Source organism: Rouxiella aceris (genome assembly GCF_012933545.1).
GTDB lineage: Bacteria > Pseudomonadota > Gammaproteobacteria > Enterobacterales > Enterobacteriaceae > Rouxiella > Rouxiella aceris.
The window spans coordinates 1-20,060 of record NZ_JAADJU010000016.1 but is presented as its reverse complement, the minus strand read 5'-3'; the positions used below and the strand labels follow the sequence as shown (position 1 = coordinate 20,060).

Here is a 20,060-nt window from a genome sequence, read left to right as displayed (position 1 = left end):
AATCAGGGCTGCCTTCCGGCGGCCCTGAGTTTGATGACAAAGTCGTCTTGATGATCGAGATACTCGGGCATAGCACACCCAGGGGCGCTCCGGCGGGCAAGCCCGCTACGACCCCAACGGTGCACTCTCCCTAATAACGGACTTTGTCAGCAGTCTGAGGGCTGCCTTCCGGCGGCCCTTTTTTTATCTCCGCGCCGCTATCTGTTATGGTCATCCGTGCTGCTATCCTTTGGTTTTTCACTGCCGGTGCGGCATGACCCGCATCCTGGTTACTTTCAATGAAAAGGTCTTTTTAGTTGTCAGCAAAATAGAGGCGGTAATTTTTGAGCATTAACGAAGTTATGCAATACACCACGGAGTTTGTCCGTCAACATCAGGCCTGGGCGGTACCGATTGTCTTTTTCCTGGCCTTTGGCGAGTCACTGGCTTTTCTCTCTTTACTGTTACCGGCCACGGTGATCCTGTTGGGCGTCGGCGCACTGATCGGCGAAGCGGGTATTCCATTCTGGCCAATTTTTGCCGGTGCGGCGGCGGGGGCATTTTTTGGTGACTGGCTCTCTTACTGGATTGGCTTTCACTACCGCGATCGTGTGCCTCATCTTTGGCCCTTTACTCGCCATCCGCAAATGCTGGCGCGCGGACACGCGTTCTTTGAACGCTGGGGGATGCCAGGGGCTTTTATCGGCCGCTTTTTTGGTCCCTTACGTGCCGTAGTGCCGCTGGTTGCCGGAATTTGCGGTATGCCTCAGCGTTACTTCCAACTGGCCAATATTACCTCGGCGCTGGTATGGGGATTTGGCATCCTGGCACCCGGTGCCTTTGGTATTCAATGGCTCAGCCACTGGTTTTAAACGCGCAGGGGCGGGTCTGCGTTCTGTTCTCGCGAGCTGTCTCGCAAAGTGAAGGTGGGTCAGTAAAAAGCATCTGGACATCCATACAGTATGCATTTACCTTGACCAACAACAGACTCAGATAGAGAGAGAACCCGTGGATATCAGCCTTATTTACGCGGCAGGCAGCGGCCTGGTTGGCCTGTTCCTCGGCTGGTTATTGTCCAGCCTGCGGCAACAGCAGCGTCAGGCCGACAGCGATACGCGTTATAAATTACTCGAACAGGCGCAGATGCAGCTCAACAGCGAAAAAGAGCGTCTGCAGCAGGACCTTTTGCAGCTAAGACAGCAGCAGCGAGATAACGAAATCGAACTGCGAACGCTGCACAGTGCACAGGCGGCCAGCGTCGAGAAATTGCAACTGCTGGCCCATTGGCAGAGTGAGTGCGAACAGCTTAATCAGGAACTGCGGGCGCAGCGAGAAATCAACAGCGCGCAAGAGGCAGAGCTGCGCGAAGTGGCCACGCGTCTCGACGAAACGCGGCTGGCGGCCGAAGATAAGCAGCGGTTGTTGATCAACAGCGAGCAGCGTCTGAATAGTCAGTTTGAGAATCTGGCCAATCGTATCTTTGAGCAAACCGGACGCCGGGCGGATGAACAGAACAAACAGAGCCTCGATAAACTGCTGTTGCCACTGCGTGAGCAACTCGACGGTTTTCGTCGCCAGGTGCAGGACAGCTTTGGTCAGGAAGCGCGTGAACGCCATACCCTGACCCATGAGATCCGCAGTCTGCAACAGCTCAATGCCCAGATGGCGCGTGAGGCGCTCAACCTTACCAAGGCGCTGAAAGGCGATAACAAAACCCAGGGCAACTGGGGCGAAGTGGTGCTCAGTCGGGTGCTTGAAGCCTCCGGTTTGCGCGAAGGCTATGAGTATCAGACCCAGGTCAGCGTACAAACCGAAGAAAACAGCAGAATGCAGCCCGATGTGGTGGTGCGTTTGCCGCAGAGCAAAGATGTGGTGATCGACGCAAAAATGTCGCTGGTGGCCTATGAACGCTATTTCAACAGCGACGACGATCTTGAGCGCGAGCTGGCGCTTAATGAGCATATTGCCTCCGTGCGCGGCCATATGCGTTTATTGGGCCGCAAGGATTACCAGCAACTGCCGGGATTGCGCAGCCTGGATTATGTATTGATGTTTATTCCGGTTGAACCGGCCTTTCTGGTGGCCATCGACAAAGAGCCTGAGTTGATTAGCGAAGCCCTGAGTCACAACATTATGCTGGTCAGCCCGACCACCTTACTGGTCGCGTTGCGGACAATTAGTAACTTATGGCGCTACGAGCATCAGAGCCAAAATGCCAAGCATATTGCCGACAAGGCGGCGCGGCTGTATGACAAACTCAGACTCTTTGTTGATGATATGCAGTCGATGGGGCAGAGCCTCGATAAAGCACAGGTAAGTTATCGATTGGCAATGAACAAACTTGCCCAAGGCCGTGGTAATCTTATTGGTCAGGTCGAAGGATTCAGGGCCTTGGGGGTTGAAGTTAAACGACCTATTAACCCGGCGCTGGCCGCAAGGGCGCGCCGCGAGGACGATCCGCAACTGCAGGCATCCCTTGATGAGGTCGACGACGGTGAACAGCCAGAATCTCCGGCGCAAGAGGACGAACTGCGAGATAATGACCCTCTTGCGGCAACGCAGGACAGTGTCGGATCGCAAAAACACTTTTAATTTGTTTTGCTCGGCGAGCGAACAATAATACCGCGCCTTGAACACCGCGTGCGGCGCTAACCGTATCGGTGATGGGGCTTTCTCCGGGGTTCTGATACACTTTCCCCAGGCGATATACTGAATAAGCAGGCAGAAACATGGAAAAGCAGACGCAGGAAAAAGATGTAAATCCTTCAGAAACCACACATTTTGGGTTTCGTACCGTAGCCAAAAATAATAAAGCAGAGATGGTGGCCGACGTTTTTCACTCTGTGGCCGCGAAATATGATCTGATGAATGACCTGATGTCATTCGGTATTCATCGTATCTGGAAGCGTTACACTATCGATTGCAGCGGTGTACGTCGCGGCCATCGCGTACTGGATCTTGCCGGTGGTACCGGTGATTTGACCGCCAAGTTCTCTCGCCTGGTTGGCGAAGAGGGTCAGGTGGTGCTGGCCGATATCAACGACTCCATGCTGAAGGTGGGGCGCGAGAAAATGCGCAACAAAGGCATCGTTGGCAATGTCAGCTACGTACAGGCCAACGCCGAAGCGCTGCCTTTCCCGGACAACTATTTCGACTGCATTACCATCTCTTTTGGGTTGCGCAATGTGACCGAAAAAGAGAAAGCGTTGCGCTCCATGTTCCGTGTGTTAAAGCCGGGTGGCCGTTTGCTGGTGCTGGAGTTCTCCAAACCGGTGCTGGCGCCACTGAGCAAAATTTATGATACCTATTCGTTCCATGTGCTGCCAAGAATTGGCCAGATGGTAACCAAGGATGCCGAGAGCTATCGTTATCTGGCGGAATCTATCCGTATGCACCCGGATCAGGAAACCCTGAAAGGCATGATGGCCGATGCAGGCTTTGAGAACGTGACTTATAACAACCTCACCGGTGGCATTGTTGCGCTGCATCGAGGTTACAAGTTCTGATATGGAAATGCCGATGTTGTTGACTCCGTTATTGACTGCTGCCATTGAGACTGCTCTTAATCAATTGCTGTTCAAGGACCGCAGTATGAAGGCCGCGAGGCTGCGTCTGGCTGGCAAGGTTTTGCGCATTGATCTGCAGGAACTGAGTTCGCCGCTGACGCTGATTTTCTCGGAACAAAAAATAGACGTTGTCGGACAGTGGGACGGGGAGGCAGATTGCACTCTTAACACTCGCCTTGTTGTGCTACGCAAGTTACGCGATCGGCAACAGCTTGCGCCGCTGATCCGCAGCGGTGAACTGGTGGTGGACGGTGATATTCAGGTGGTGCAGCAGTTTGCCGCACTGCTGGATATGTCAGAGTGGGAGCCTGCGGAACTGCTGGCACCCTACATCGGTGATATTGCCGCGCAGAGTCTCAGCCAGGTCTTCGCCGGCGGTTTTCGCTTTCTGACCTCGGGGGTGAAAAAGCACCAGGACCAGTTGGCCCAGGCCCTGACCGAAGAGTGGAAACTGGCACCGGGAACGCTGGAAACTGCCTGGTTTGCCGATGAAGTCTCGGCGCTGGAACGCCAAATCAATGCGCTGGAAGCGCGTTTACTCAAGCTTGGGGAGACTCCATGACACCAGGTGAAATGCGCCGCCTGTATCTGATTATTCGGGTATTTCTGACGTACGGACTCGATCAGCTGATCCCCAAGATTAAATTGACCCTGCCGCTGCGACTGGGGCGGTATCTGTTCTTTTGGATCCCCTTCCGTCATAAAGAAAAACCCTTGGGTACCCGTCTGCGTCTGGCCCTTGAAGAGCTGGGACCGGTGTGGATCAAGTTTGGTCAGATGTTATCGACCCGCCGCGATCTGTTCCCTCCCCACGTTGCCGATCAGCTTGCCCTGTTGCAGGACCATGTCGCGCCTTTTGATGGTGCCTTGGCCCGCAAGCATATTGAGCTGTCACTGGGTGGTCCCATTGAAACCTGGTTTGATGATTTTGATCAGAATGCACTGGCATCAGCCTCTATTGCCCAGGTCCATACTGCGGTTTTAAAGGAAAATGGCCAACAGGTGGTGCTGAAGGTGATTCGCCCGGATATTATGCCCATCATCAGGGCAGATACCCGTCTGATGTCACGGCTGGCGGGTTGGGTACCGATGTTGTTGCCTGACGGGCGTCGCCTGCGTCCGCGCGAAGTGGTCAAAGAGTACGAAAAAACGCTGTTTGATGAGCTGAATCTGCTGCGTGAAGCAGCCAACTCCATTCAACTACGCCGCAACTTTGAAGACAGCCCGGTGCTGTATGTTCCTGAAGTTTATCCCGATTACTGTAGCGAACGTTTGCTGGTAATGGAGCGGATCTACGGTATCCCGGTGTCGGATGTGGTCGCCCTGGAAAAACAGGGAACCAATATGAAACTGTTGGCCGAACGCGGTGTGCAGATATTTTTCACCCAGGTATTTCGCGACAGCTTTTTCCATGCGGATATGCATCCTGGCAATATTTTTGTTAGCCACAAAACCCCGGAAGACCCTTGCTACATCGCTATAGATTGCGGCATAGTTGGATCGCTGAACAAAAATGATAAGCGTTATCTGGCTGAGAACTTTATTGCCTTCTTCAATCGGGATTATCGCAAGGTAGCCGAGCTGCATGTCGATTCTGGCTGGGTTCCGCGTGATACCAACGTTGAAGAGTTTGAGTTTGCCATCCGCACCGTCTGCGAGCCTATTTTTGAAAAGCCGTTGGCAGAAATCTCTTTTGGCAACGTTTTGTTAAACCTGTTTAACACCGCCCGGCGCTTTAATATGCAGGTGCAGCCGCAGCTGGTGTTGCTGCAAAAAACCCTGTTGTATGTTGAAGGCCTGGGCAGGCAGCTCTATCCTCAGCTTGACCTCTGGACCACGGCAAAGCCTTTTCTGGAAAGCTGGATCCGTGACCAGGTGGGACTGCCTGCAATGGTTCGTGCCTTCAAAGAGCGGGCGCCATTCTGGATTGAGAAACTTCCTGAACTCCCTGAACTGGTGTATGACAGCTTAAAACAGCATCAGCTTTTGCAGCATAATATTGAGAAACTGAGCCATCAGTTACAGACGCAGAACGAACGTCAGGGTCAATCCCGCTATCTGTTTGGCGTCGGTGCTGCGTTACTGATTAGCGGTACGGCTTTGCTGCTTGGCAAGATTGAGGTTTATCCGGTATGGCTGATTGCCGCAGGGCTGGTTTCCTGGATTGTCGGCTGGCGACGAACCTGCAAGACGGAATAAACCCGACAGATTTTACGTTGGCCGAGGGTAATACCCCATCATCATTGATCTGTCAGCGTCAACAGCTTGGGTAGCAACCAATAAGTTTAAATCGTGCGTTAACCATACGATTGGCAGTAACTTCTTGTTATATTGAGGTGAATATCATGGCTGGAATAAGTATGACGCAGTTGCTGGTCATCGCGGTGATCGTGGTACTGCTGTTTGGTACCAAGAAACTGCGTGGACTGGGTAGCGATCTTGGTGCCTCGATCAAGGGCTTTAAAAAAGCCATGAACGATGACGATAGCAGCAAGACACCTAAAGAAACTGCAACAACCGGGTCTGATGCAGACTTTTCGGCCAAGTCTATTGCGGGCAGCAAGCCGGAAACGAAAGCAGACGAAACTAAAAGACAAGACAAAGAGCAGGTATAAGCCGTGTTCGACATTGGGTTTAGTGAGCTGTTACTGGTATTTGTGATTGGTCTGGTGGTGTTGGGACCTGAGCGTTTGCCCGTGGCGGTAAGAACGGTGGCGGCCTGGATCCGCACACTACGATCGATGGCAGCATCGGTGCAAAATGAGCTGAATCAGGAGCTGAAACTGCAAGAGCTGCAAGATAGCCTGAAGAAAGCAGAAGAAGCCGGGTTAAAAAACCTGTCGCCTGAAATCAAATCCTCTATCGACGATTTGAAAGAAGCGGCCTCTTCCATGAAGCGCTCTATTACGCTGGATCTTGATCCTGCTGACAAATCTATCGCCGCAGCCAAAGATGAGGGTAATACCATTCATAATCCGCTGTTGAAAGATGCCACAGCCCATTATGAAGAGGGCGTTTCGCCCGCGTCTGCCGATCAGGTTGCCAGTGCACCGGTGGTTACGCCAGAAAGCACCATTACTGCTGACGTTGCGCCATCCGCTGGTATTGCTTCTGCACCGGCAAGCAAGCCAATAGAATCGCCCGCGGCGGCTATTGATAGTCAGCCTGCGGTGAAAACGGCTCCTTCTTCACAACCAACGGGTGAACGCTAAATATGGCAGTTGATGATACACAACCGCTTATCAGTCATTTGATTGAGCTGCGTAAGCGCCTGTTGAATTCCATTATTTGCGTGATTGTGGTTTTTTTGGCACTGGTTTATTTTGCCAACGATATCTACTACATGGTTTCAGCACCGCTGATCAAGGTGATGCCTTTGGGATCGAGCATGATCGCCACCGACGTTGCCTCGCCATTCTTTACGCCTATCAAGTTGACGATGATCGTCTCGGTCTTTGTCTCGGCACCTTTTATTCTCTATCAGGTATGGGGCTTTGTGGCACCGGCGTTATATAAGCATGAACGTCGGCTAATGATGCCGCTGCTGTTTTCCAGCTCTATCCTGTTCTATATCGGCATGGCGTTTGCCTATTTCCTGGTGTTCCCTTTGGCATTTGCCTTTTTTGCCAAAACCGCACCGGCAGGTGTGCAGCTCGCGACGGATATTAACAAGTACCTCGATTTTGTGATGGCCATCTTTATGGCATTTGGCGTGTCGTTCGAAGTGCCTATCGCCATTATCCTGCTGTGCTGGACCGGGGTGACCACGCCTGCCGATCTGCGCAAGAAACGACCTTATGTGCTGGTCGGTGCTTTTGTCGTCGGTATGTTGCTGACACCGCCTGACGTTTTCTCTCAGACGCTATTGGCGATCCCCATGTACTGCCTGTTTGAGATTGGCGTGTTCTTTGCACGTTTCTATGTCGGCAAAAAACGTCGTAGCGATGACGACGATGAGGCTGACAGCGAGCCAGATGCATCGTAAGTCATTTGCCGATTAATAAACCGTCCAGTTGGGCGGTTTCTTTTTTGAGAGACGCTATGTTTGAAATCGGTCTGAATTTAACCAGTAATCAATTTGATAAAGATCGTGCCGAGGTGGTGTCACGGGCCAAGTCGGCAGGTCTTAGCGGCATGTTGATCACCGGCACCTCCCTTGCAGAGAGCCATCAGGCGCAATTGCTGGCTACGCAGTATCCTGACTTTTGCTGGTCGACTGCCGGTGTCCATCCCCATCACGCCAGCTCCTGGGATCGGGAGGTTGAGCAGGCATTACGCGAGTTGGCTCAGGCTCCCCGCGTGGTGGCGATAGGCGAGTGCGGACTGGATTTTAACCGTAATTTCTCAACGCCAGCCGAGCAGGAAACGGCGTTTAGCGCTCAGCTGGCCCTGGCTGCCGAGCTGGAACTGCCGGTGTTTTTACACTGTCGCGACGCTGCCCCGCGTTTTAGCCAGCTGTTGCAACCCTGGCTCGATCGTTTGCCGGGGGCGGTGGTTCACTGCTTTACCGGCAGTCAGCAAGAGCTGGAAGACTATTTATCTCTCGGCCTGTCTATCGGCATCACCGGTTGGGTCTGCGACGAACGTCGCGGGCTGGAGTTACGGGAGATGTTATCGTTGATCCCTGCCGAACGTCTGCTGCTGGAAACCGATGCCCCCTACTTGTTGCCGCGGGATATGGCCGATAAACCCAGGTCACGGCGCAACGAGCCATGTTTTCTGCCGCATATCGTCGCACAGGTGGCACGTTGGCGAGAGCTGGATGAAGAACCGCAGATGCTGGCGAAAATAACCGACGAAAATGCGCGTCGGTTATTCAGACTTTGAGTCATAGTAGGACAGGGCGGATACGTACTCAGATTTTCTGGAATTGGGTGTTGCCGAGGCTTTGTTTTACCTGTTGATTAAGCAGATTCAGCAACAGATGAGAACGCCGCTCGCCGTCTGGTTCGGTATAGATAGCCTGCAGGCCCTCAAATACCCCATCAATGATTAATACGCTATCGCCGGTATGTGGCGTTTCCGGGTCGCGGACTTCGGGCAAGGGTTGATTAACCAACTGGTCAATCACCGCAGGATTGACCATGGCAAGCTGAGGTCCAAACCGGACGAAATGACTTACGCCACGGGTGGCGCTGATCGTCGTGGTATGGATTTTTTCAGGATCAAATGAGATAAACATGTAGTTTGGAAACAAAGGCTCATCTACCAGGGTACGGCGACCACGGACGACCTTCTCTAACGCGATCGTGGGCACAAGACATTGAACCTGTTGACGTTCAAGGTGCTCCTGAGCACGAACATGTTGACCTCGTTTGCAATACAGTAAATACCAGCTTTCCATTATTGGGTTTCCTCTTAACTAACCGGATGAGGATAACAAAAGCTTTAATGGATAAATAGCCGCGCGTGCAGCGCCTGCCGGACTGCAATGGTAACATCAGGTCTGACAGTAACTTTTGGAGAAAAGTAATGGAATTGTTCTTACTGAGTAACGGTAAGCTTTCAAGCGACAGTGAGCCCTTGGATTATGCTCATGAGCAGATCAAGGGGTTGTTGAAGTCTCGCAATATTACCTCTGCCGTATTGATCCCTTATGCTTTGATCCGCAGTGATTACGACGCCCGGGCGGTTGAGCTTGAGCATGCGCTGGGAATTAAAGTCGGCAGTATCCATCATGCCGGTGTCCCGGCTATCGCTATCGAACAGGCACAATGTATTCTGGTCAGCGGCGGCAATAGCTGGATGTTGAACCAGATGCTGCATGAGAAAGACCTGATCGTTCCTATTCAACGCGCGGTGCGTGAACGAGGCATTCCTTATATTGGCTGGAGCGCGGGTTGTAATGTCGCCACGCCAAGTATTCGTACCACCAATGATATGCCGGTGCGTAACGCGGTAGTATTGCCTGCGTTGGGTCTGTTCCCGGTACAGATCAATCCTCACTATACCGATGTGCAGGTTAGTGGTCATATGGGCGAAACCCGCGACGATCGACTGACCGAATTCTGCATGGTTAACACCAGTGAGTCGGTGATTGCCCTGCGTGAAGGCAGTATGTTGCACATTTCCGGCAATGACCTGCGGTATTACAGCGCCAAAGGCGAAGGCTTTAAAGTGTTCCACTACGGTCATGAGACCAAGGAGTATGTGGACACGCGAGCACTTTCCGGTCTTGTTCCCTTCAATTGCCTTTAATAGCATGGTCAAATTGAACAGCGGCGGATAATCCGGTCTGTCGCGCCGCTGATGTTGCGAAATTGAAAAAAGCAGCCACAGCGGCCGACAGGCTTTATACTGCCTCCTAAATTTGGTGATAAAACTTATAATGACGTGCCTCGTATGAAATATCGTGACCTACGTGACTTCCTTTCTTTGCTGGAAAAACAGGGCGACCTCAAACGCATCACTCAACCTGTTGATCCTTACCTCGAAATGACGGAAATTGCCGATCGCACCTTGCGTGCCGGTGGCCCGGCGTTGCTTTTTGAAAATCCCAAAGGCTACGATATGCCGGTGCTGTGCAACTTATTTGGCACGCCCGACCGTGTTGCCAAGGGCATGGGGCAAGATAACGTCGGCGCACTGCGTGAAGTGGGCGAACTGCTGGCTTTTTTGAAAGAGCCTGAGCCGCCGCGCGGTTTTCGCGATTTCTACGACAAAATGCCCAAGTTCAAACAAGTGTTGAATATGGCCACCAAATGCCTGAGCTCCGCTCCTTGTCAGGAGCAGGTCTGGCAGGGTGAAGACGTCGATTTGGGCCGCATTCCGGTTATGCACTGCTGGCCAGAAGATGCCGCACCGCTGATCACCTGGGGCCTGACGGTCACTCGCGGACCACATAAGGTACGGCAAAACCTGGGCATTTATCGCCAGCAAGTATTAGGTAAAAACAAACTGATTATGCGCTGGCTGTCGCATCGCGGCGGTGCGTTGGACTTTCAGGAATGGTGTCAACAAAATCCGGGGCAACGTTTTCCGGTGGCGGTTGCACTGGGTGCCGATCCGGCGACCATTTTAGGTGCCGTGACGCCGGTACCTGATACCTTGTCCGAGTATGCGTTTGCCGGTTTACTGCGTGGCAGTAAAACGGAAGTGGTCAAGTGTATCTCCAACGATCTCGAAGTCCCGGCCAGTGCGGAAATCGTATTGGAAGGCTATATCGAGCCGGGGGAAATGGCGCCAGAAGGCCCTTACGGCGATCATACCGGCTATTATAATGAAGTAGATAATTTCCCGGTTTTCACCGTAACCCATATCACCCAGCGTAAAGATGCGATTTATCACTCCACCTTTACCGGAAGACCGCCCGATGAACCGGCGGTATTGGGCGTGGCATTGAATGAAGTCTTTGTGCCAATCCTGAAAAAACAGTTCCCGGAAATTGTCGATTTTTATCTGCCGCCGGAAGGTTGTTCATATCGCCTGGCCGTGGTCACCATGAAGAAACAATATCCCGGGCATGCCAAACGCGTGATGATGGGGGTCTGGTCATTTTTGCGGCAGTTTATGTACACAAAATTTGTTATTGTGTGTGATGACGACATTAATGCCCGTGACTGGAAAGATGTGATTTGGGCCATTACCACCCGAATGGATCCGGCACGTGATACGGTTCTGGTTGAAAACACGCCCATCGATTACCTTGATTTTGCCTCGCCGGTTTCCGGATTGGGTTCCAAAATGGGGATGGATGCCACTAATAAGTGGCCGGGCGAGACCGATCGCGAATGGGGACGTCCGATTGTGATGGATCCTCAGGTGTGCCAACGCGTTGATGCTATCTGGGACGAGCTGGATATTTTTAACACCGGCAAAACCACGAAATAACACCGATGTACCTGTTTTACTTATTGCAGCCGCGCGGTCCCGTTGCGCGCTGCCTTATTATTATGCCGGTATCGAAGGGTAAACTGTCTGTGTGCTATGTGCAGACGATGTTTGCTACCAGTTGAGATCTGATGACCCTCAGAGGGAATGCATGACCATAATGAGCTGTAAAGTGTCCTCGGTTGAGGCCATCACTGACACTGTGTATCGGGTTCGCCTGCAACCGGAGTCATCTTTTTCATTCCGTGCCGGACAATATTTGATGGTGGTAATGGATGAGCGAGACAAACGCCCGTTCTCTATTGCCTCGGTGCCTTCAGAAACCCAATTTCTGGAACTGCATATTGGCGCATCTGAGCTAAATCTCTACGCCATGGCGGTGATGGACCGCATTCTGAAACAGCCGACCATTGAGATCGATTCCCCGCACGGCGAAGCCTGGCTGCGGGAAGATAGCGAACGCCCTTTGCTGTTGATCGCCGGTGGCACCGGTTTCTCTTACGTGCGTTCTATTTTGATCACTGCCCTGGCGCAACAGCCCAATCGCGATATCGCTATCTATTGGGGCGGGCGCGAGCTCAAACATCTCTATGATTTGGGTGAGTTAGAGGCGCTGAGCGTGCAGCATCCTAATCTGAAAGTGATCCCGGTGGTCGAACAGCCGGAAGCAGGATGGACGGGAAGAAGCGGCACCGTGCTAAGCGCGGTATTGCAGGACTTTGACTCGCTGAGCGAACAGGATATCTATATTGCCGGTCGTTTTGAGATGGCGAAAATTGCCCGCGAACGCTTCTGTGCCGAGCGCGGTGCGCTGGAAGAACGCATGTTTGGCGATGCCTTTGCGTTTATCTGATTAGGCAAAAAAGCCCGCCCTGACGGGCGGGAAGACGGCAACTAAACTCTTTCAAAAACCGTAGTGATCCCCTGGCCCAGACCGATACACATGGTCGCTACGCCAAACTGCACGTCTTTGCGTTCCATCAGATTAAGCAGGGTGGTGGCAATGCGTGCGCCGGAACAACCCAACGGATGGCCAAGGGCAATGGCGCCACCGTTGAGGTTGACCTTCTGCTCCATACTGTCCAGCAGGCCGAGATCTTTAATACAAGGTAGCGACTGGGCGGCAAAGGCTTCGTTGAGTTCAAACAAACCGATATCCGCCAGCGTAAGTCCGGCACGTTTAAGCGCCAGCCGGGTGGCGGGAACCGGTCCGTAGCCCATAATTGACGGATCGCAGCCGACCACCGCCATGGCGCGGATCTTGGCGCGGGCTTTCAATCCCAGCGCAGCGGCACGCGACTCGCTCATGATCAGCATGGCCGCCGCGCCGTCGGATAGCGCCGAAGCACTACCGGCAGTGACAGTGCCATTTTGCGGATCGAACGCCGGTCGCAGCGCGGCCAGCGACGCAACCGTGGTTTCCGGGCGTATCACTTCATCGTAATCCAGATTGATTAACATACCCTCGGCATCATGACCGTTGGTGGCGACAATCTCATTGGCAAAATGTCCGGCAACCGTGGCCGCGTGAGCGCGCTGGTGGGAGCGAGCGGCAAATTCATCCTGCATCTCACGGCTGATATGGTGCATTTTGGCCAGCATTTCTGCCGTCAATCCCATCATACCTGCGGCTTTGGCCACGGTGCGGCTTAGACCGGGATGAAAGTCGACGCCATGATTCATCGGCACATGCCCCATATGCTCAACGCCACCAATCAGGCTGATATGAGCATCGCCAACCATAATCGCGCGGGCGGCATCGTGCAAAGCCTGCATCGAAGAGCCACATAGCCGATTGATGGTCACCGCCGGCACACTGTGCGGGATCTCAGCCAGCAGTGCGGCATTGCGACCAATATTAAAACCTTGTTCCAGCGTTTGCTGCACGCAGCCCCAATAGATATCGTCGATATCGCCAGCCTCAAGTGCCGGGTTGCGCGTCAGCAAGGCACGCATCAGGTGCGCGGATAAATCTTCAGCGCGAACATGGCGGAAAGCGCCGCCTTTAGAACGGCCCATCGGGGTGCGGACCGCATCGACAATCACTACATTTTCCATGGTTTCGGTCCTTATGCCTGTTGGCCGTTGTGCAGATCGGTCAAGGGTTCGGCGTGCGGATAATAGCTTTCGTTGGTCTCGGCCTTGTGACGCAGTCCGTCTGGTGCCTGATACAGCGGACCAAGATGGGCATATTCTTGCGTCAGTTGCACATACTGGCTGCTGCCGAGCGTATCCAGATAACGGAACACCCCGCCGTGGAAAGGAGGGAAGCCGATACCATAGACCAGCGCCATATCCGCCTCGGCGGGGCTGGCGATGATCTTCTCTTCCAGACAGCGCACCACTTCATTAATCATCGGGATCATCATGCGCATAATAATTTGCTGCGGCGTAAATTCTTTGGCCGGCGGATGCCCGCTTGCCAGCAGTGACGTCACCTGTGGATCCGTTTCTTTGCGAGGTTTGCCCTTGCTGTCTTCGCTGTAGCGATAGAAGCCCTGCTGATTTTTCTGACCAAAGCGCTGGGCATCGTAGAGGATATCAACCACATCGCGATAATCCTTGGCCATACGGTCAGGGAAACCGTTGGCCATCACCGCCTGGGCGTGATGCGCGGTGTCGATCCCCACCACATCCAGCAAATAGGCCGGACCCATTGGCCAGCCGAACTGTTTTTCCATCACTTTGTCGATCTGCTGGAAATCGGCACCGTCGCGCATCAACAGACTGAATCCGGCAAAATAGGGAAAGAGTACGCGGTTAACAAAAAATCCCGGACAGTCGTTGACCACAATCGGTGTCTTGCCCATGGCCGAAGCGTAGGCGACAACGCGTGACAGCGTTTGCTCAGAGGTTTTGCTGCCGCGGATTATTTCAACCAACGGCATGCGATGCACCGGGTTAAAAAAGTGCATACCGCAGAAATTTTCCGGGCGTTGCAGCGCCGCGGCCAGGCTATCGATGGGAATGGTGGAGGTGTTGGAAGCGAGTATTGCCTGCTCATCGAGCAGCGCTTCTGCCTCGGCCAATACCGCCGCTTTGACTTTGGGATTTTCGACCACCGCTTCCACCACGATCTGTGCCCGTTCAATGCCGCTATAACTGAGGGTAGGCTGGATGGTGGCCAGGATTTTTGCCATTTTCAGGCCGTCGATCTTGCCGCGCTGCAACTGTTTATTCAGCAGTTTGGCCGCTTCGTTGACGCCGAGGTGCAGTGATTTATCACTGATATCCTTCATAATTACCGGCACGCCTTTCAGCGCCGATTGATAGGCGATCCCGCCGCCCATAATCCCGGCACCAAGCACCGCCGCCTGTTGCGGTTTTTCATTGCCAGCGGCCAGCTTTTTCGCTTTGCCTTTAACAAATTGATCGTTGAGGAAAATCCCCACCAGGGCGCGAGCTTCATCGGACTGGGCGAGGGGAACAAAACTGCGCGTTTCCAGCACCAGCGCCTCATCGCGCCCCATTTTAGCGGCAGCTTCAATGGTTTTCACCGCGGTCATCGGTGCCGGATAATGTTTACCTGCGGTTTGCAGCACCATGCTCTTTGCTACACTGAAACACATTGTCGCTTCGATAGCGCTGAGTTTAAGCGGTAGCAGTTTCGGTTGGCGTTGTGCCTGCCAATCCAGTTTGCCCGCAACTGCCTGGCGCAACATATTCAGCGCACACTCATGCAGTTTGTCGGCGCTGACTACGGCATCAACCAGTCCAAGCTTAAGCGCTTCACTGCCGCTGATATCTTTACCGGCAGCAATAATTTCCAGCGCGCTGTCTGTCCCGAGCAGGCGCGGCAGACGGACCGAACCGCCAAAACCCGGCATAATGCCAAGGCGGGTTTCCGGCAGACCGATGCGACTGTCCGCCGTGGCAATACGAAAATCGGTGGCCAGTACACACTCGCAGCCGCCACCCAGGGCGTAACCGGCAATAGCCGAGATTGTCGGCACCGGCAGATCCTCAAGGCGATTGAAAATACCGTTGGCAAAGCCCAACCACTGATGCAGTTTTTCGCTTGGCGCATTAAACAGCGACAGAAACTCGGTAATATCGGCACCTACAATAAATGCCGGTTTGGCAGAGCTAAGTAGCAGCCCTTGCAGACCGCGCTGTTGTTCGAGCACGGAAATCGCTTCGCCCAGACTGGCAACCGTCCTGGTATCGAGCTTATTGACAGAGCCTGGGGCATCAAATACCAGCTCGGCAATCCCCTCTTCGAGCCAGTGCAGGTGCAGTGTTTCGCCTTGATAGAGCATGTCTCTCTCCTGAATCATCGGTGACGATCTGGTATGACCAGATGAATGGAGTGTGGTTTTTATGTTAACGAAATGCAAATCAGTTGATTGTATTTTGCAGGCAAGATCACAAAGCTTGCGGGGCTACGGCCTGCGGCTGGCTGTGATAAGATGCGGCAATGTTTTGCACTTATCGTATGTATCTAAGTAAGGACAGGTTGATGGAATCGCTCGCTACACTTTATAAAGAACATATCGCCGTTTTACAGGCGCGTGCGCTGGAAATTTTGCAACGCAACCAACTCGATGCTCTGCTGATCCACTCCGGTGAATTGCAGGCGACTTTTCTTGATGACTACAGTTATGCCTTCAAGGTCAATCCACAGTTTAAAGCCTGGGTTCCAGTGATCCAGGTTCCCAACTGCTGGCTGTGGGTGGATGGGGTCAATGCCCCCAAACTGTGGTTTTACTCTCCGGTCGACTACTGGCACAGCGTTGAGCCGCTGCCGAATTCGTTCTGGACGCAAGATGTGCAGGTACATGGCCTGACCAAACCCGACGACATCAAGAAGCAGCTGCCTGCGGACTTATCGCGCGTGGCCTATATCGGCTATTGTCAGGATCGGGCGCTGAGCCTGGGCATTACCGCTGACCATCTTAACCCGCAAGCAGTGCTCGACTATTTGCACTATCATCGTGCCTATAAAACCGACTATGAAGTGGCTTGTATGCGCGAAGCGCAAAAAGTGGCGGTTAGCGGCCATCGCGCGGCGCAGGAAGCATTTTTGTCGGGGATGAGCGAGTTTGATATCAGCATGGCCTATCTTACCGCCACCGGCCATCGTGAAACCGAAGTGCCCTATGGCAATATTGTTGCCCTGAACGAGCACGCCTCGGTATTGCATTACACCACCCTGCAACATCAGCCGCCTGCCGAAATGCGCAGCTTCCTGATAGATGCCGGTACCGAATACAATGGCTATGCCGCCGATCTGACGCGGACCTATGCCGCCAACGCGGACAGCGATTTCGCCGAGCTGGTAAAAGACCTCAATCGCGAGCAGCTTGCGCTGATTGACAGTATCAAGCCGGGCGTCAGCTATACCGACTATCATGTGCAGATGCACCACCGTATTGCGCGTATTCTCAAGGCACATAAGCTGATTGTCGATATCAGTGAAGAGGCGATGGTCGAGCAGGATCTGACCGGACCTTTCCTGCCGCACGGTCTGGGGCATCAACTGGGTTTGCAAGTGCATGATGTCGGTGGCTTTATGCAGGATGAGAACGGCACCCATCTGGCGGCACCGTCGCAGTATCCTTATCTGCGCTGTACCCGCATTATTCAGCCGGGTATGGTCTTGACCATTGAACCGGGTTTGTACTTTATTGAGTCGCTGTTGGCCCGGTGGCGCGATGGCAAGTTCAGTAAGCATTTTGCCTGGGACAAGATTGAGGCAATGAAACCTTTTGGTGGCATTCGTATCGAAGACAATATTGTTATCCACGATAATCGTATTGAAAATATGACGCGTGATTTGAAACTTGCCTGATGCAGCCTTATCCCATTCCCGCTCAACCTGTTGAGGTCAGCGAAGAGATAAAAAAAAGCCGCTTTATCACCTTGCTGGAACCCACCCCAGGCGTGGAAGCGGCCAAGGCTTTTGTGCAGTTGATTAAAAGCCGGCATCCTGCTGCGCGTCATCATTGCTGGGCTTATGTTGCCGGACCGCCCAATGATTCGCAGCAACTGGGCTTTTCCGATGATGGCGAGCCTGCCGGTACCGCAGGAAAACCAATCCTCGGCCAGTTGATGGGCAGCGGTATTGGCGAGATCACCGCCGTGGTGGTGCGTTACTACGGCGGTATCAAATTGGGCACCGGGGGATTGGTGCGGGCCTATGGCAATGGCGTGCAATTGGCACTGGCCAGTTTACCGATAAAACAAAAGGTGCCGCAGGCCGAATTTTTGCTGCAATGCGATTATGGGCAAATCGCCATGATTGAGACCTTATTGCAACAGGTCGGTGGCAGCATATTACAAAGTGAATATGGCGCAGCAGTAGATATCCGTCTGTCGTTGCCAGCATACGAAGCGGCAGAAATTGTGAACCGACTCTATAACCTCAGTCGTGGTTCGCTGCTTCTGCAGCCTGTTTGATCAATTTATCGCATTTTATTTGCAGAGGAATGTGGCCGCATGCATTTTCGTGCCATAACCCGAATTGTCGGGGTGCTGGTTATTCTTTTCTCGGGAACGATGATTATTCCCGGGATAGTGGCATTAATTTATCGAGACGGTGCGGGTCGCGCGTTTAGTGAAACGTTTTTCGTTGCACTGGCTATCGGTTTGCTACTGTGGGCGCCCAATCGTAAACAGCGCAGCGAGCTGAAACCGCGTGAAGGTTTTCTGATTGTGGTGCTGTTCTGGACCGTGCTGGGTAGCGTGGGGGCTTTGCCTTTTCTGTTCTCCGAACGCCCCAGCCTGACGGTGACCGACGCCTTTTTTGAATCCTTCTCCGGTCTGACTACCACCGGCGCGACCACCCTGGTGGGGCTGGACAGCCTGCCGCACGCCATCCTGTTTTATCGTCAGATGCTGCAATGGTTTGGCGGTATGGGGATCATTGTGCTGGCCGTGGCTATTTTGCCCATACTGGGTGTCGGCGGGATGCAGCTTTATCGCGCCGAAATGCCGGGTCCGTTGAAAGATAACAAGATGCGCCCGCGTATTGCCGAGACGGCCAAAACGCTGTGGCTTATCTATCTGCTGCTGACCATCGCCTGTGCCTTTTCGTTATGGGGCGCCGGTATGTCGGCATTTGATGCCATCAGCCATAGCTTCTCGACTATTGCCATTGGAGGTTTTTCTACCCATGACGCCAGCATCGGCTATTTTCATAGCGGCACCATCAACACCATTATCGCCATCTTCCTGCTGATCTCCGGCTGTAACTACGGTCTGCATTTTGCCTTGCTGAGCGGTCGCAATATCAAAGTCTATTGGCGAGACCCGGAATTTCGCATGTATATGGGGGTGCAATTGACGCTGGTTGTGATCTGTACCTCGGTACTGTGGATGCACGATACCTACAGTTCCGGGCTGACAACCTTGAATCAGGCATTCTTCCAGGTCGTTTCCATGGCCACTACCGCCGGCTACACCACCGACAGTATTGCCAGATGGCCGTTGTTTTTACCTATCCTGCTGCTTTGTTCCGCTTTTATCGGCGGCTGCGCCGGCTCTACCGGCGGCGGGCTAAAGGTGATCCGCATCCTGCTGTTGTATCTACAGGGCTCACGCGAGCTTAAAAGGCTGGTGCACCCTAACGCGGTCTATACCATCAAGTTGGGTAACCGGGCATTGCCAGAACGCATCCTGGAAGCGGTATGGGGATTCTTCTCCGCCTACGCGCTGGTATTTATTATCAGTATGCTGGCTATTGTGGCCACCGGGGTGGATAACTTCTCGGCTTTTGCCGCCGTCACTGCCACCCTTAATAACCTCGGGCCAGGCCTTGGCGTCGTAGCGGACAACTTTGCTTCAATGAATCATGCGGCAAAATGGATACTGATTTTGACCATGCTGTTTGGTCGCCTGGAAGTCTTTACCTTATTAGTGTTGTTTACCCCAACGTTCTGGAAGGAGTAAGCAAACCATGGATCCCTTACGTAGAAAGGAGACGGCGATGAAAGCCCTGGTGCTTTATGCAAGTCGAGATGGACAGACCCATGCAATCGCTTCTTATATAGGTAGCTGCTTAAAAGAGGGTGCGGACTGTGAAGTGATGGATCTGCAAGATGCCGGTCAGATTGATTTGAGCAGCTATAGCAAAGTGATGATTGGCGCGTCGATTCGTTATGGTCATTTTGCGCCTGTGCTCAACAAGTTTATCAAGCAGCATATTGTTGAGCTTAACGCGATGCCCTCGGCTTTCTTCTCCGTTAACCTGACGGCGCGTAAACCCGAGAAGCGCACACCGCAGACCAATGCCTATACCCGTAAGTTTCTTTTAGCTACACCCTGGAAGCCGACGCTGTGCAATGTCTTTGCCGGTGCGTTGCGCTATCCGCGTTATGGCTGGTTAGACAGAGTGATGATTCAACTTATTATGCGTATTACCGGTGGCGAAACGGATACCAGTAAAGAAGTGGAGTACACCGATTGGCAACAGGTAAAACAGTTTGCTGCCGATTTTGGCAAACTAGCGGTGAAAAAATAGCGGTAATGCTGGCTACCTGTACGTTTCGTAGAAAAAAGAAACGTTTGGCAAATTTATCGAAATTAAGGGTTGCGGCCTGCTGAGAAGTCCCTATAATGCGCCTCCATCGACAGGGAACAACGTGAACAACATCACGAAGTAACCGGGTCGGAAAGAATAAAAATGATGATGACCGCGAAATTAACGGTTGACATCAAAAGAGGAAAGCGTAAGATACGCCACCT

Annotated in this window: 19 protein-coding genes; 16 read left to right on the top strand and 3 right to left on the bottom strand. The window is 53.0% G+C overall.

What is annotated here, in order from left to right; all coding sequences use genetic code 11:
- Nucleotides 1-341: 341 nt before the first annotated feature.
- The 9 genes from GW590_RS22585 to tatD all read left to right on the top strand — a co-directional run bounded on the left by GW590_RS22585 (nucleotide 342) and on the right by tatD (nucleotide 8,372).
- Complete coding sequence (locus GW590_RS22585) at nucleotides 342-851, top strand: DedA family protein (RefSeq protein ID WP_408014957.1); 510 nt, start codon at nucleotides 342-344, stop codon at nucleotides 849-851.
- Between the two features lie 136 nt (nucleotides 852-987).
- Entirely contained in the window at nucleotides 988-2,571 is a 1,584-nt protein-coding gene (gene rmuC / locus GW590_RS22580; protein WP_328803096.1) for a DNA recombination protein RmuC, read from the top strand.
- 137 nt (nucleotides 2,572-2,708) lie between these two features.
- Nucleotides 2,709-3,485: a bifunctional demethylmenaquinone methyltransferase/2-methoxy-6-polyprenyl-1,4-benzoquinol methylase UbiE gene (gene ubiE, locus GW590_RS22575; protein WP_169405338.1), complete on the top strand. Its 777-nt coding sequence runs from the start codon at nucleotides 2,709-2,711 to the stop codon at nucleotides 3,483-3,485.
- 13 nt (nucleotides 3,486-3,498) lie between these two features.
- Entirely contained in the window at nucleotides 3,499-4,107 is a 609-nt protein-coding gene (gene ubiJ, locus GW590_RS22570) for a ubiquinone biosynthesis protein UbiJ (protein ID WP_169405337.1), read from the top strand.
- Complete coding sequence (gene ubiB, locus GW590_RS22565; RefSeq protein WP_169405336.1) at nucleotides 4,104-5,744, top strand: ubiquinone biosynthesis regulatory protein kinase UbiB; 1,641 nt, start codon at nucleotides 4,104-4,106, stop codon at nucleotides 5,742-5,744. Before ubiJ ends, ubiB begins: the two co-directional genes overlap by 4 nt.
- Nucleotides 5,745-5,890: 146 nt before the next feature.
- A complete protein-coding gene (tatA, locus tag GW590_RS22560; protein ID WP_169405335.1) occupies nucleotides 5,891-6,160 on the top strand; it encodes a Sec-independent protein translocase subunit TatA in 270 nt (89 codons plus the stop codon).
- Between the two features lie 3 nt (nucleotides 6,161-6,163).
- Nucleotides 6,164-6,757: a Sec-independent protein translocase protein TatB gene (gene tatB, locus GW590_RS22555; RefSeq protein ID WP_169405334.1), complete on the top strand. Its 594-nt coding sequence runs from the start codon at nucleotides 6,164-6,166 to the stop codon at nucleotides 6,755-6,757.
- Nucleotides 6,758-6,759: 2 nt separating this feature from the next.
- A complete protein-coding gene (gene tatC, locus GW590_RS22550) occupies nucleotides 6,760-7,530 on the top strand; it encodes a Sec-independent protein translocase subunit TatC (RefSeq protein ID WP_169405333.1) in 771 nt (256 codons plus the stop codon).
- A 56-nt stretch (nucleotides 7,531-7,586) separates the two neighbouring features.
- On the top strand, nucleotides 7,587-8,372 hold the full coding sequence (gene tatD, locus GW590_RS22545; RefSeq protein WP_169405332.1) for a 3'-5' ssDNA/RNA exonuclease TatD: 786 nt from the start codon (nucleotides 7,587-7,589) through the stop codon (nucleotides 8,370-8,372).
- Nucleotides 8,373-8,400: 28 nt separating this feature from the next.
- Here the strand turns inward: tatD and rfaH are convergent, their stop codons facing one another.
- Entirely contained in the window at nucleotides 8,401-8,889 is a 489-nt protein-coding gene (rfaH, locus tag GW590_RS22540; protein WP_169405331.1) for a transcription/translation regulatory transformer protein RfaH, read from the bottom strand.
- Nucleotides 8,890-9,017: 128 nt separating this feature from the next.
- On the opposite strand from rfaH, the gene pepE reads away from it, so the two are divergent.
- The 3 genes from pepE (at nucleotide 9,018) to fre (ending at nucleotide 12,228) form a co-directional block, all read left to right on the top strand.
- Nucleotides 9,018-9,743, top strand: coding sequence for a dipeptidase PepE (gene pepE, locus GW590_RS22535; protein WP_169405330.1), 726 nt, complete (start codon nucleotides 9,018-9,020; stop codon nucleotides 9,741-9,743).
- 144 nt (nucleotides 9,744-9,887) lie between these two features.
- Nucleotides 9,888-11,375, top strand: coding sequence for a 4-hydroxy-3-polyprenylbenzoate decarboxylase (ubiD, locus tag GW590_RS22530; RefSeq protein ID WP_169405329.1), 1,488 nt, complete (start codon nucleotides 9,888-9,890; stop codon nucleotides 11,373-11,375).
- 151 nt (nucleotides 11,376-11,526) lie between these two features.
- The gene (gene fre / locus GW590_RS22525) at nucleotides 11,527-12,228 is read left to right on the top strand and encodes an NAD(P)H-flavin reductase (RefSeq protein ID WP_169405328.1); all 702 of its coding nucleotides are present in this window, start codon (nucleotides 11,527-11,529) and stop codon (nucleotides 12,226-12,228) included.
- Between the two features lie 41 nt (nucleotides 12,229-12,269).
- Here the strand turns inward: fre and fadA are convergent, their stop codons facing one another.
- A complete protein-coding gene (gene fadA, locus GW590_RS22520) occupies nucleotides 12,270-13,433 on the bottom strand; it encodes an acetyl-CoA C-acyltransferase FadA (RefSeq protein WP_169405327.1) in 1,164 nt (387 codons plus the stop codon).
- 11 nt (nucleotides 13,434-13,444) lie between these two features.
- On the bottom strand, nucleotides 13,445-15,634 hold the full coding sequence (fadB, locus tag GW590_RS22515) for a fatty acid oxidation complex subunit alpha FadB (protein ID WP_169405326.1): 2,190 nt from the start codon (nucleotides 15,632-15,634) through the stop codon (nucleotides 13,445-13,447).
- A gap of 200 nt (nucleotides 15,635-15,834) precedes the next feature.
- Between fadB and pepQ the strand changes: the two genes are divergently transcribed.
- From pepQ to hemG, 4 genes are read left to right on the top strand one after another with little or no spacing between them, the layout of a single operon-like run.
- Nucleotides 15,835-17,166, top strand: coding sequence for a Xaa-Pro dipeptidase (gene pepQ / locus GW590_RS22510; protein WP_169405325.1), 1,332 nt, complete (start codon nucleotides 15,835-15,837; stop codon nucleotides 17,164-17,166).
- A complete protein-coding gene (locus GW590_RS22505; protein ID WP_169405324.1) occupies nucleotides 17,166-17,774 on the top strand; it encodes an IMPACT family protein in 609 nt (202 codons plus the stop codon). The genes pepQ and GW590_RS22505 overlap by 1 nt, the downstream gene beginning before the upstream one ends.
- Nucleotides 17,775-17,813: 39 nt before the next feature.
- Nucleotides 17,814-19,265: a Trk system potassium transporter TrkH gene (trkH, locus tag GW590_RS22500; protein ID WP_169405323.1), complete on the top strand. Its 1,452-nt coding sequence runs from the start codon at nucleotides 17,814-17,816 to the stop codon at nucleotides 19,263-19,265.
- A gap of 37 nt (nucleotides 19,266-19,302) precedes the next feature.
- The gene (gene hemG, locus GW590_RS22495) at nucleotides 19,303-19,836 is read left to right on the top strand and encodes a menaquinone-dependent protoporphyrinogen IX dehydrogenase (RefSeq protein WP_169405421.1); all 534 of its coding nucleotides are present in this window, start codon (nucleotides 19,303-19,305) and stop codon (nucleotides 19,834-19,836) included.
- Nucleotides 19,837-20,060: the final 224 nt, after the last annotated feature.